We start from the raw sequence: 12,093 nt of genomic DNA on the forward strand, positions 1-12,093 counted from the left end.
GCCTCGATGTCGTGCTGTGCCCATCCGGTCCGAGAGGAAAGACCTTGCCCGTACATCGGTTCCTGAGCCGGCGGCTGATCGCCACGGCCGCGGCCGCCGCCCTCGTCGCGGGGGTCGCCGGCACCGCACTCGTCCGGTCGGGCGGCGACCCGGCCGACGCCGACGCGGCCCGGTACGCCGCGATCACCGAACAGCCCGACGAGCGCTCGGCGTCGTTCGTGGCCGCGAAGACCAAGCGGCGCATCGAGGTGAGCGGGCTCACGTCCCCCACGGGACAGGTGTTCGCCGAGCCCGACGGCTCCTTCATGTCCACGCAGACCATCGAGCCGGTGCGGGCCCGCCGGGCCGACGGCACGTGGGGCGCGATCGACACGACGCTGCAGCCGCAGGCCGACGGCACCTACCGCACCGCCGCCACCCCGGCCGCGGTGACCTTTTCCGGCGGCGGGACCGGCCCGCTCATGGTGCTGCGCGACGACGCCGGGCACGAGCTGTCGATGACGTGGCCCGCGCCGCTGCCGAAGCCCACCGTGTCCGGTGCGGTGGCGACGTACGCCGAGGTGCTGCCGGGCGTGGACCTGCAGGTGCGTGGTGACCGTACCGGTGCGCGCAAGGTCCTGGTCGTGAAGACGCCCGAGGCGGCCCGCGGCAAGGCGCTGCGGGAGATCGCGTTCGACCTGCACACCGTCGGCGTCAAGGTGGCCGAGACCGGCGCCGAGACGCTGTCGGCGACCGACGCGAGCGGCAAGGTCGTGTTCGGCACGCCGACCTCCAGCATCTGGGACGCGCGGACCGCGGTCAGCGAGACCGGCGCCGCGCAGACCGGCGAGTGGGGGCCGTCGGACGCGGCGAAGGTCGGCACGGTCGGCGTGCGGCTCGACGGCGACCGCCTGCTCATGACGCCGGATCCGGGGGTGCTGCTGGCCGAGGACGCCACGTTCCCGATCCGGATCGATCCGAAGTGGGACTGGACCGGCCAGAACGCGTGGCAGCTGGTCAGCACCCAGGACAAGAACAAGTCGTACTGGAACGGCGGCGACCGGGAGAACGACCCCGAGGGCAAGGTGTCGGTCGGGCGCACCCGGTCCAACGGCGTGGAGTCGGACTTCCGGGCCTTCATGCGCTTCGACATGAACTTCTTCCGCGGCCGGCAGGTCCTGGAGGCGCACTTCCTCACCGTGATGAGCTACGCGTGGTCCTGGGCCTGCAACGAGTCGAACTACAAGCTCGGCATCTACCGGTACAGCGGCATGCACACCGGCCTGACCTGGAACAACCACGGGGGCGGCTGGGGTTCCTCCATCGCCGAGCGCAGTGAGACCTGGGGCAACAAGAGCGGCACCTGCGCCGGGGACCTGGCGGTCGACACCACCGTCACCACCTACGCCCAGGACGCCTCCAACTTGGGCTGGGGGGACCTGCAGTTCGGGCTGCGCTCGATGAACGAGTCGTGCGACTCCCAAGGCGAGTGCAAGAGCTGGCGGCGGTTCAAGGAGGCCGGGAGCGCGCCCGACGGCGGCGCGGTGATGCGGCTCAACGTGTGGTACAACAACCCGCCCGGCGCGGCCGACGGCATCACGGTGGACGGGCGGAGCTGCAGCGACAGCACGCTCGCGGTCGGGGCCGGCGCCTCGTACTCGGTGAGCGCGGTCCTGCACGACCCGGACGGCGACAACGTCAACGGCCTGCTGCACGTGTACAACCCCGACGGCTCGCTGCAGCGCACCCTCGACAGCGGCTCGGTCGGCAACGGCACCAGGGTGAGCTGGCAGGTCAGCACCGCGTGGCTCGGCACCGGCGGCTCGTACCGGCTGCAGGTGATGTCCTACGACGGCCGGCTGAGCTCGTGGAGCGCCTCCTGCACGCTCTCCGCCGACCTGCTGCCACCGGCAACAGCCGACGTCGACTCGGTCGACTATCCCGACGACGGGGCACCCCACGGCAGTGTCGGGCGCACCGGTGACTTCCTGCTCAAGGTGCCCGCCGACGCGACGAAGGTGTTGTACGGCCCGAGCGACCCGCCGACCACGTCGCTCGACCTGAGCGGGGCCAACCCGACGGTCCAGCTCACCCCGACGGCCCAGGGCGTCAACTTCGTGCACGTCAAGACCGTCGACGCCGCCGGCAACCAGAGCACCACCTACCACTACCAGTACGTCGCCGGCGCCCCCAGTGACCCGGTCGGGCACTGGAAGCTCGACGAGGGCAGCGGCACGAGCGCGGCGGACACCGCGTACCCGGGCAACCCCGACGACGTGAACAAGCCGCTGACCATCACCGGCAACGGCGGCATGCAGTGGGTCGGCGACCACGTCGAGGACAAGCTGGAGCACGGCACCTACCTGCACTCGACCGGCGGGTACCAGCGGGTCAGCACCAGCGGCCCGGTCCTGGACACCACCCGCAGCTACACCGTCTCGGCCTGGGCCCGGCTGACCGGCCCGAGCCTGCCGACCACCAACGAGCCGGTCGTCACCGCGGCCGGCACCAGGGTCAGCGCGTTCAACCTGTCGTACGGGCCCACCACGCAGTCGTGGGGCTTCACCGTCAGCGCCGCCGACAGCGAGGCCAGCAACACCTCGTGGGTCCGGGCCGCCGCGCCCACCCCGGCGCGGCTCGGCGTGTGGACCCACATCGCCGGGGTCTACGACGCCGGGTCGAAGAAGGCGATGATGTACGTCAACGGCGTCAAGGTCGCCGAGAAGCCCGTGACCTCCGTGTGGAAGGCGGGCGGCCCGCTGGACATCGGCTCGGTGCTGTGGACCGGCTCCTCCGGCACCCCGTTCCACGGCGACATCGACGACGTGCGCGCCTACAACCGGGTGGTCGCGCCGGAGGAGTTCGTCGGGATGACCCGCCGGGCCGAGGCCTGGTGGAGCTTCGACGACGGGCTGAGCACCACGGCCGACCGCACCGGCAACGGCCGCAGTGCGACGCTGGTCGACGGCACCGCGGTCAGCCCCGGCTTCACCGGGCACGGGGTCAGCCTGAACGGCACGAACAGTCAGGTCACCACGGCCGGCCCCGCTGTCCGTACCGACGGCAGCTTCACCGTCAGCGCCTGGGTCCGGCTGCTGCGGGGCGAGAACTGGCAGACCGTCGTGAGCCAGGACGGCAACCGGATCAGCAGCTTCTTCCTGAAGTACAACGGCGGCTCGAAACGCTGGGAGTTCCACCTCCCGGACCAGGACGCCGACAATCCCGCCACGTCCGGCAGCGTGATGTCGAACGAGCCGGCCCGCATCGGCGAATGGACCCACCTCGCCGGGGTGTATGACGCCGAACGCCAGCAGATGCAGCTGTGGGTCGACGGGGCGCTGCAGGCCACCGCGAACACCTCGCCGCACTGGGACGCCACCGGCCCGCTCGTCATCGGCCGCGGCAAGACCAGCGGCACCGCCGTGGACTTCCTCTACGGCGACATCGACGAGGTCATGGCCCACACCGGCGCCCTCAACGCGCAGCAGATCGCGGTGCTGGCCGACCGGGCCCGGCGCCTGCCGGCGACCCACCAGCTCGCGGCCGACTTCACCGGCGACGGCAAGGCGGACTCGCTGGTCATCCAGGCGTACCCGGATCAGCAGATGAAGCTGTGGCAGCTGACCAGCAGCACCGGCCAGCCGCTGGCCACCCCGATCGAGGTGTGGGACAGCCAGTTCGCACCGTGGGACATGCCCTCGGGCTGGCAGCACGACGGGGCCCGGTGGAACGCGGCCGACTTCAACGGCGACGGCAAGGCCGACATCTCGCTGACGCTGCGCAACGACGCGATGCAACCCGGCGCGTGGGTCCGCAACAGCCAGGTCTGGCTCTTCTACTCCACCGGCGACGGCTTCGACGCGCCGCGGCTGGCGTGGGAGAGCGGCGACGGCACCTGGCCGCTGGACCACCTCAAGGTCGACGCCGGGGACGTCAACGGCGACGGCAAGGGCGACCTCGTCATCATGCGTGACGACGCCGCCGCCGGCTTCCACGTCTTCACGTTCGCCGGCTTCCAGAACCCGGCCGATCCGGACGACCGCGGCCTGCTGGCCCCGGTCGAGTGGTACGGCCTCGGCGCCCAGTTCTCCAACGCGGACGCCAAACGGATCACCAACCGGGTCGCCGACTACAACGGCGACGGCAAGGCCGACCTGATGATGTTCTACCAGCAGGACAACAACCGCACGACGATCTGGTTCAACCCGTCCGACGGCACCCGCTTCACCGGCCGCACCCTGGTCTGGGACAGCGGCGCCAACGGCCTGTCCATGGCCCTGGCCAAGCCCGTGGTCGCCGACGTCACCGGCGACGGCAAGGCCGACGTCGTCGTGTACTACAACGCCGGCACCGGCCGCCAGCTCTGGCAGTGGACGTCCACCGGCACCGGCCTGGCCGCGCCCGCGGTCTGGACCGACACCGCCACCTGCACCGGCTGCGCGACGGCGATGAACAGCTGGGCCGACCTGGACTTCGTGGCCGGCAACTTCGACGGCGACGCCGACAAGGACCTGCTGGGCATCCGCACCACGCCGGGCAGCCAGCAGTTCACGCTGTGGGGCTTCATGTCGACCGGCAGCGGGTTCGCCGCCCCGACCACGCGGTACGTCAGCGGCCCGAACGGGCTCTGACCGCACCTCGGCGGGCCGGTCCTCCCCGGAGGGCCGGCCCGCCGGGTTTGCCCGCCGGCCGGGCGGGAAAGTGACAGGTCGGAGGTGGGGACGATGGCGCGTCCGATCTGGAGCGGGGTCATCTCGTTCGGGCTGGTGTCGGTGCCGGTGGCGATGTACCCGGCCACGCACGAGCACGAGGTGTCGTTCCACCAGTTCGAGAAGGGCACCAGCGACCGCATCCGGTACAAGCGGGTCAACGAGCGGACCGGCAAAGAGGTCGAGTTCGACGACATCGTCAAGGGCGCGGACGTGGGCGACGGGCAGTACGTGATGCTCGACCCCGACGAGCTGGACGAGATCGCGCCGGGGCGGTCGCGCAGCCTCGAGATCCACCGGTTCGTGGACCTGGACGAGATCGACCCGGTCCACTACGTGAAGACCTACTACCTCGAGCCCGGCAGCGACGAGACGAAGAAGACCTACGCCCTGCTGCGGGCGGCCATGGAGGAGTCCAACCGGGCCGCGATCGCGACGCTGGTGATGCGGGGCAAGGAGTACCTGGCCGCGATCCGCGCCGACGGGAACCTGCTCGTGCTGGAGACGATGTACTTCGCCGACGAGATCCGGGACCCGAAGCGGGAGCTCGACCGGTACCCGGGAAAGGTCACGCTTTCGCGGCCGGAAATGCGGATGGCGACGCAGCTCATCGCGTCGATGAGCGGGCCGTGGCGGCCGAAGGACTTCCGCGACACGTACCAGGATCGGGTCCAGGACCTGATCGAGGCCAAGGTGAAGGGCGACGAGCTCACCCAGGCCGAGGAGCCGCCGGAGGCCACCGGGGTCAGCGACCTGATGGAGGTCCTGCGGCAGAGCGTCGAGGCCGCCCGCAACCGCCGGACAGCTCCTTCGAAGGCCGCCGCCTCCAACGCTTCCAAGTCGGCCACGCCGAAGAAGAAGTCCACCGCCGCGAAGAAGCCCACCGCCGCGGCGAAGAAGGCCGCTCCGAAGAAGCGGGCGGCACCCAAGAAGAAGGCGGCCTGACACAGCATCGGCTCGCCCGCCGCGAACACATGCGCAACGCACGTGCCGACTTCTCCGAGCCGCACGACCTGGCGCATCAGCCCATCCCGCTGATTCCGGTCGCCCAGCTGTACCGCCGGCACGTCCCCGACTTCGCCGGTCCGCCCGGCACGGACCTGCTGCAGGTGCTGTGGTGCCCGCTGGACCATGCCGAGCTCGGCGGCAACCCGCGGGTCCAGCTGTACTGGCGGCGCAGCGCCGACGTCGCCGATCCGCTGGCCGCCGCTCCCGAACCGCCCGTCGTCAACGACGCGTACCTGCCCACGCCGTGCGTCGTGCATCCGGAGCAGATCGTGGAGTACCAGTACGGTGGCCTGCTGCCCGCGGACCTCGACGCCCGGATCACCGCGTGGGAGGAGGACCGCGACGACAGCGTCAACTGCCAGTCGGACCTGTCACTGGCTCCGGGTTGGAAGGTGGGCGGCTTCGCGAACTGGTCGCTGACCGACCCGCAGCCGATGGACTGCTCTGCCTGCGGTACGCCGATGACGCTGCTGTTCACCGCCGCCACCCACGAATGGGAGGGCGGCGACGGCACCTGGCGCCCGCTGGAGGAACCGGCCGCGGCGTCGAGCGGCCCGACCGACGTGGTCATCGACCGTGGCTACGCCGTGTACGTGTTCCGCTGCCCGGCCTCCTTCGATCACCCGCCGGCCACCACCATGCAGTAGCCGCCCCGCCGGATCGGCCGGTCGAGAGGCCACCTGACCTACCCCGCGGGGTCCGTTCGGGCGTTTCGCTTGTGTTTGAAAATGAAAACCGATATCAAGAAGGCATGAAAGCCGCGTTCGTCGGCAAGGGTGGCAGCGGCAAGACCACCCTGGCCGCGTTGTTCTGCCGATACCTGGCCGCCCGGGACGCCCCGCGCGTGCTCGCCTTCGATGCCGACATCAACCAGCACCTGGCCGTGGCGCTCGGGGCCGACCCCGCCGAGGCCGCCCGGCTGCCCGCGCTCGGGGATCACCTCGACGAGATCAAGGAGTACCTGCGCGGGGACAATCCGCTGATCGCCTCGGCCGCCGCGATGCTCAAGACAACCCCGCCCGGACCAGGTTCACGGCTCGTGCGCGTCGACGAGCCCAACCCGCTGTGGGACCGCCTCGTGCGCACCGTCGGCGGCGTCCGGCTCGCGGTCACCGGCCCGTTCGCCGCCGACGACCTCGGGGTGGCCTGCTACCACTCGAAGGTCGGCGCGGTCGAGCTGCTGCTCAACCACCTCGCCGACGGCCCGGGCGACTACGCGGTCGTCGACATGACGGCCGGTGCCGACTCTTTCGCGTCCGGCCTGTTCACCCGGTTCGACCTGACGTTCCTGGTGTGCGAGCCGACGATCCGCAGCGTCGGGGTGTACCGCCAGTACGTCGGCTACGCCCGCGACCACGACGTGCGCGTCGCCGTCGTCGGCAACAAGGTCGACGACGAGTCCGATGTGGACTTCCTGCGCGCCGAGGTGGGCGACGACCTGCTGTGCTGGTTCAGCCGTTCCGCCTTCGTGAAGGCCGCCGAGCGCGGCCGATACCTACCCCTGCCGGCGCTGGAGCCGTCCAATGTGGAGGCTCTGCAGTCGTTGGGCGGCGCGCTCGACGGCTGCGTGAAGGACTGGCCGCGGTACGCCGCGCAGGCCGCCGAGTTCCACACCCGCAACGCGCTCGCGTGGGGCAACACCCGCGCGGGCGCCGACCTCACCGCCCAGATCTCGCCCGACTTCCTGATTGGAGAGCACCATGTCGCTCAACGTTCCTAGCGCCCTGCTGGAGCGCGCCGAGGCCGGCCCGGTCGACGACGCCGAGTTCGTCGCGTGCGTGCGTTCGTCGCTACCGTACGCCTGGCAGGTCATCAGCGGCGTGGCCAGCGCGCTCGGCGCCGACGGTTTCGCCGAGCACAGCGTCCCGCCGCCGAGCGAGGCGGAGCGCGGGCAGCTGCTGCGGGCCCTGGCCAGCGACGCGATCCGCGGCGGCCTGGAGCGGCACTTCGGGGTGACCCTGGCCTTCCAGAACTGCCACCGGGTCGCGGCGTTCGCACCGTCGGCCGTGGACGGCGAGCGGTACCGGGCGTTCGTCTCCCCGCGCGGCCAGCTGCTGAACCAGTCGCCGCTGCTGCGCGACTGCTGAACCGCCGCCCGTCGCATCTCCGGCCCATTGTGACCGGGCCGGAGATGATCTACGCTGCCCGCTCATGTCCTCCGTCGAGAATGTCGCCTACGCCGTCGGGATGGCAACCCCGGGGCTCTGCTGCATCGCCGTCATCATCATCGTCGTGGTGCTGCTGGCCCGCCGCGCCAACCGCCGCTGACCGCCGCCGCCGGCCGGCCGTTCAGCGCGGGCGTGGGTGCCTTTTCCGTCAGCTGTACACGACGGTCAGGTGCTGGACGACGAGGCTGAGCTTCGGGGTCGTGCCGCCCGGGGTGACGCCCGCGGCGGCGACCCTGTCGATGAGGTCCATGCCCTTCGTGACGGTGCCGAGGGGCGTGTAGCTGTGGTGCAGTTCCGGGTTGTCGGCGTAGTTGACGAAGAACTGGCTGCCGTTCGCGTCGCGGGTGTCGTTGTGGGACACCGCCACCGAGCCGCGGAGCCAGCCCTTGTCGTTGCCGAGGTGCTCCTCCGCGTACCGGTAGCCGGGGCCGCCCTCGCCCGTGCCGGACGGGTCGCCGCACGCCAGGACGAACAGCAGCTCGGTGATGAGGCGGTGGCAGGCGGTACCGTCGAAAAAGCCCTTCCCGGCCAGGAACGCGAAACTGGCCACGGCGCACGGGGTCGCCCGCGGATCCAGGGCGATCTCGATCGCGCCCAGGTTGGTGGTCAGGACCATGGTCGCCCCGGTGGCACTGGGCAGCGCGGCCGGAGGCGTGCCGACGTCCTTGACGGAGGGCCCGGCCGGGGCCGGCTTCCAAAGGCACCCAGCGGCCGATGGCGATGCGGCCGGCGAAGCGGGCGCGGCGACCGGCGGCCCGGCGGACGGTGACGTCGTGCAGGCGGCCAGGAGCGAGGCGGTCAGCAGCAGAGCCGGCAGACCGCGGAAGCGACGAAGCATGGGTGCACGGTACATGCGCACATCGCGATGCGACGGCTCGTTATTGGAAATGAAAACGAGTAGCGTCTGGCCGCGTGAGCACAATGACACGTAAATTGCTGGGTTCCATAACGGTTCTGGCGCTCGCGGGGCTGCTCGGCGCCTGCGCGGAAGACGCCAAGGCGGGCGACGACGGCGGGAAGCTGGCCGTCGTCGCGACCACCACGCAGGTCGCCGACTTCGCGCGGAACATCGGCGGCGACAAGGTGACCGTCACCCAGATTCTCAAGCCGAACATCGACCCGCACGACTACGAGCCGACGCCGGCCGACATCACCGCGATCGGGGCGGCCAAGGTGGTCGTCAAGAGCGGGGTCGGGCTGGAGAAGTGGCTCGACGCGACCATCACCTCGGCCGGGTTCAAAGGCACCACCGTCGATGCCAGCCAGGGCGTGCAGGTCCGGCAGGGCAACGGCGAGGAGGAAGAGGCGGCGGGCGACCCGCACATCTGGCACGATCCGCACAACGCGAAGATCATGGCGCAGGACATCGCGAAGGCGTTCAGCGCGGCCGATCCCGCCGACGCGGCGACGTACGACAAGAACCTCGCCGACTACTCGGCCCAGCTCGACCAGCTCGACGCCGACATCGAGGCCAAAATCGGGAAGCTGCCGGCCGGCGACCGCAAGCTGGTGACCAACCACGACGCGTTCGGGTACTACATCGAGCGGTACAAGCTGGACTTCGTCGGCTCCATCATCCCCAGCTTCGACACCTCGGCCGAGCTTTCCGCGCGGGACATCGACGAGATCGTGGCGAAGATCAAGCAGACCGGCACCAAAGCGGTGTTCTCCGAGAGCTCGCTGCCGCCGAAGACCGCCGAGGCGATCGCCAAGCAGGCGGGCGTGAAGGTGGTGGCCGGCGAGGACTCGCTCTACGGCGACACCCTGGGTCCCGCGGGCTCCGACGGCGACACCTACCTGAAGATGGAAGAGCACAACACCAACGTCATCGTGCAGGCCCTGAGTGCCTGACCCGGCCCTCGTCATCGACGACGCCGCCGTCGCCTACGGTGCCGAGCCGGTCCTCACCGGCGTGACCGGCACCGTGGGCGCCGGGGAGGTGGTCGCGCTCATCGGGCCCAACGGCGCCGGCAAGTCCACGCTCATCAAGGCCGTGCTCGGGCTCGTCCCGGTCGTCCGCGGCCGCATCACCGTGCTCGGCCGCTCCCCCGCCGCCGCCCGCCGGGACGTCGCCTACGTGCCGCAGGCGGACACCCTCGACGCGCAGTTCCCGGTCTCCGCCGGGCAGGTCGTCCTCATGGGACGGTACCGCCGCATCGGCTGGTTCCGCCGCCCCTCGCGCGAGGACAGACAGGCCGCCGCCGAGGCCCTGGAGCGCGTCGGGCTGGCCGGCCGCGCCCGGGCCACGTTCGGTACCCTCTCGGGCGGTCAACGACAGCGCGTGCTGCTCGCCCGGGCGATCGCCCAGCAACCCCGGCTGCTGCTGCTCGACGAGCCCTTCAACGGCGTCGACGCGACCAGCCAGCAGGCCCTGATCGAGGTCCTCACCGCGGCCAAGGGCCGGGGCACCGCGATGCTGATCTCCACCCACGACCTGACCCTCGCCCACGACGTCAGCGACTACGCCTGCCTGCTCAACCGGCGCATGATCGGGTTCGGGCCGACGGACGAGACCCTGACCATGGACCGGCTCCAGGCCGCCTACCAGGTGTGAGCGTCATGCATGCCACGTTCGTCGCGCCCTTCACGGCCCCGTTCATGGGCCGCGCGCTCATCGAGCTGCTGCTGCTCGCCGTCCTCGCCGGGGTGGTCAGCGTCCACGTGCTGACCCGCCGGCTCGGCTTCGTCGCCGACACCATGACCCACACCGTGTTCCCCGGCGTCGTGCTCGGCTTCATCACCGGCGGCATCGGCGGGGTCTTCCCCGGCGCGCTGCTCGCCGCCGCGGTCACGGCGATCCTGCTCACCGCGTTCACCCGGGTCCGGCGGGTCACCGACGACACCGCCCTCGCCGTGCTGCTCGCCGCGATGTTCGCGATCGGGGTGGTGCTGGTGTCGCGGCGCTCGTCGTACACGGCCGACCTGACCTCGTTCCTGTTCGGCCGGCTGCTGACCGTGACGACCGGGCAGATCACCCGGACCGCGCTCGTGGCCGGCGTCGTGCTGCTGACCCTCGCCCTGCTGCACAAGGAACTGCTGCTGCGGGCGTTCGACCAGCAGGGTGCGGCCGCGCTCGGCTACCCGATCTGGCTGCTCGACCTGATCCTCAACCTCGCCGTCGCGCTCGTCGTGGTGGCCGCCGCGCAGTCGGTCGGCACCATCCTCGTCATCGCGCTGCTGGTCGTCCCGGCCGCGACCGGCCGCCTGGTCGCCGACCGGATCGGCCCGATCACCGCGATCGGCGTCGCCGCGGCCGCGCTGTCCGGCTATCTCGGGCTCGCCGTGAGCTACCACGCGTCGGTCGGCCACGGGCTGCGGCTGGCCGGCGGGGCCACGGTCGTGCTCACCCTCGTCGCGGTCCACCTGCTCACCATGCTCGTGACCGCCCTGGTGCGCCGGAGGCCCGCCGGTGCTTGACATCGCCTTCAACCGTGCCCTGATCGAAGCCGTTCTCGTCGGTACCGTCTGTGGCCTCATCGGTGTCCACGTCGTGCTGCGGCGACAGGCCTTCTTCACCATGGCCATGACCCACGCCACGTTCCCGGGCGTCGTGATCGCCGCGGTGACCGGCCTCAACCTGTACCTGGGCGGGTTCGCGGCCGGCGTGCTGGCCGCCCTGGCCGTCACCGCCCTGTCCCGGCGGCGCGGCCACGACTCCAGCACCGCCACCGCCGTGGCGCTCGCGGCCGGGTTCGCGCTCGGGGTGGCCCTGATGGCGGCCCAGGACGGGTTCACCCGGGACCTCACGGCGTACCTCACCGGCTCCATCCTGACCGTCGGCACCCGGGACCTCGTCGTCGCCGCGGCCGTCACTGCCGCCGTCGCGCTGGTGCTCGCCGTGCTGCACAAGGAGCTGCTGTTCACCGCGTTCGACCCGGGCGGGGCGCGGGCGGCCGGCTACCGTACCGGCGCGATCGACCTGCTCGTGCTGGTGCTCATCGAGGCCGTGGTGGCCACCGCGGTCCCGGCCGTCGGCACCATCCTCACCCTGGCCCTGGTCGTCGCCCCGGCCGGCGCGGCCCGGCTGTGGACGGACCGCCTCGTCCCGATGACCGCCGTGGCCGTGGCCCTGGCGGTGGGCAGCGCGGCCGGCGGGCTGTACCTCTCCCGCGCCCTCGACATCGCGGCCGGCGGCGCCATCAGCCTCCTCGCCGCGCTCGCGTTCATCGTGTCGATGCTCGCGCGCGCCCGGCCCCGCCTGGGGGCTGTCCCCCAGCGATAGGTGGCGG

General features: G+C 71.3%; 10 protein-coding genes. 9 read left to right on the plus strand and 1 reads right to left on the minus strand.

Annotated elements, in window-relative coordinates; translation table 11 throughout:
- Positions 1 to 44: 44 nt before the first annotated feature.
- From ACQP00_RS30785 to ACQP00_RS30805, 5 genes are all read left to right on the plus strand, one after another.
- Complete coding sequence (locus ACQP00_RS30785; RefSeq protein ID WP_433201583.1) at positions 45 to 4,610, plus strand: LamG-like jellyroll fold domain-containing protein; 4,566 nt, start codon at positions 45 to 47, stop codon at positions 4,608 to 4,610.
- 93 nt (positions 4,611 to 4,703) lie between these two features.
- The gene (locus ACQP00_RS30790) at positions 4,704 to 5,633 is read left to right on the plus strand and encodes a Ku protein (protein WP_433201586.1); all 930 of its coding nucleotides are present in this window, start codon (positions 4,704 to 4,706) and stop codon (positions 5,631 to 5,633) included.
- A gap of 29 nt (positions 5,634 to 5,662) precedes the next feature.
- Positions 5,663 to 6,343 carry a hypothetical protein gene (locus ACQP00_RS30795; RefSeq protein ID WP_433201589.1) on the plus strand — a complete coding sequence of 227 codons (681 nt, stop codon included), beginning with the start codon at positions 5,663 to 5,665 and terminating at the stop codon, positions 6,341 to 6,343.
- Between the two features lie 104 nt (positions 6,344 to 6,447).
- Positions 6,448 to 7,416: an ATP-binding protein gene (locus ACQP00_RS30800; protein WP_433201592.1), complete on the plus strand. Its 969-nt coding sequence runs from the start codon at positions 6,448 to 6,450 to the stop codon at positions 7,414 to 7,416.
- The gene (locus tag ACQP00_RS30805) at positions 7,397 to 7,783 is read left to right on the plus strand and encodes an SCO5389 family protein (RefSeq protein ID WP_433201595.1); all 387 of its coding nucleotides are present in this window, start codon (positions 7,397 to 7,399) and stop codon (positions 7,781 to 7,783) included. The genes ACQP00_RS30800 and ACQP00_RS30805 overlap by 20 nt, the downstream gene beginning before the upstream one ends.
- A gap of 229 nt (positions 7,784 to 8,012) precedes the next feature.
- Here the strand turns inward: ACQP00_RS30805 and ACQP00_RS30810 are convergent, their stop codons facing one another.
- On the minus strand, positions 8,013 to 8,702 hold the full coding sequence (locus tag ACQP00_RS30810; RefSeq protein ID WP_433201598.1) for a peptidylprolyl isomerase: 690 nt from the start codon (positions 8,700 to 8,702) through the stop codon (positions 8,013 to 8,015).
- Positions 8,703 to 8,785: 83 nt separating this feature from the next.
- Between ACQP00_RS30810 and ACQP00_RS30815 the strand changes: the two genes are divergently transcribed.
- From ACQP00_RS30815 to ACQP00_RS30830, 4 genes are read left to right on the plus strand one after another with little or no spacing between them, the layout of a single operon-like run.
- On the plus strand, positions 8,786 to 9,715 hold the full coding sequence (locus tag ACQP00_RS30815; RefSeq protein ID WP_433224050.1) for a metal ABC transporter substrate-binding protein: 930 nt from the start codon (positions 8,786 to 8,788) through the stop codon (positions 9,713 to 9,715).
- The gene (locus ACQP00_RS30820; protein WP_433201601.1) at positions 9,708 to 10,418 is read left to right on the plus strand and encodes a metal ABC transporter ATP-binding protein; all 711 of its coding nucleotides are present in this window, start codon (positions 9,708 to 9,710) and stop codon (positions 10,416 to 10,418) included. Before ACQP00_RS30815 ends, ACQP00_RS30820 begins: the two co-directional genes overlap by 8 nt.
- Positions 10,419 to 10,423: 5 nt before the next feature.
- A complete protein-coding gene (locus ACQP00_RS30825; RefSeq protein WP_433201604.1) occupies positions 10,424 to 11,281 on the plus strand; it encodes a metal ABC transporter permease in 858 nt (285 codons plus the stop codon).
- On the plus strand, positions 11,274 to 12,086 hold the full coding sequence (locus tag ACQP00_RS30830; protein WP_433201607.1) for a metal ABC transporter permease: 813 nt from the start codon (positions 11,274 to 11,276) through the stop codon (positions 12,084 to 12,086). Before ACQP00_RS30825 ends, ACQP00_RS30830 begins: the two co-directional genes overlap by 8 nt.
- Positions 12,087 to 12,093: the final 7 nt, after the last annotated feature.

The organism is Dactylosporangium sp. CS-047395 (assembly GCF_050942185.1).
Lineage (GTDB): Bacteria > Actinomycetota > Actinomycetes > Mycobacteriales > Micromonosporaceae > Dactylosporangium.

Bases quoted from the DNA above. Each gene is read 5' to 3' on its own strand.
- ACQP00_RS30790 (WP_433201586.1), top strand. From the start codon at position 4,704: ATGGCGCGTCCGATCTGGAGCGGGGTCATCTCGTTCGGGCTGGTGTCG.
- ACQP00_RS30795 (WP_433201589.1), top strand. From the start codon at position 5,663: ATGCGCAACGCACGTGCCGACTTCTCCGAGCCGCACGACCTGGCGCAT.
- ACQP00_RS30800 (WP_433201592.1), top strand. From the start codon at position 6,448: ATGAAAGCCGCGTTCGTCGGCAAGGGTGGCAGCGGCAAGACCACCCTG.
- ACQP00_RS30805 (WP_433201595.1), top strand. From the start codon at position 7,397: ATGTCGCTCAACGTTCCTAGCGCCCTGCTGGAGCGCGCCGAGGCCGGC.
- ACQP00_RS30810 (WP_433201598.1), bottom strand. From the start codon at position 8,702: ATGCTTCGTCGCTTCCGCGGTCTGCCGGCTCTGCTGCTGACCGCCTCG.
- ACQP00_RS30815 (WP_433224050.1), top strand. From the start codon at position 8,786: ATGACACGTAAATTGCTGGGTTCCATAACGGTTCTGGCGCTCGCGGGG.
- ACQP00_RS30825 (WP_433201604.1), top strand. From the start codon at position 10,424: ATGCATGCCACGTTCGTCGCGCCCTTCACGGCCCCGTTCATGGGCCGC.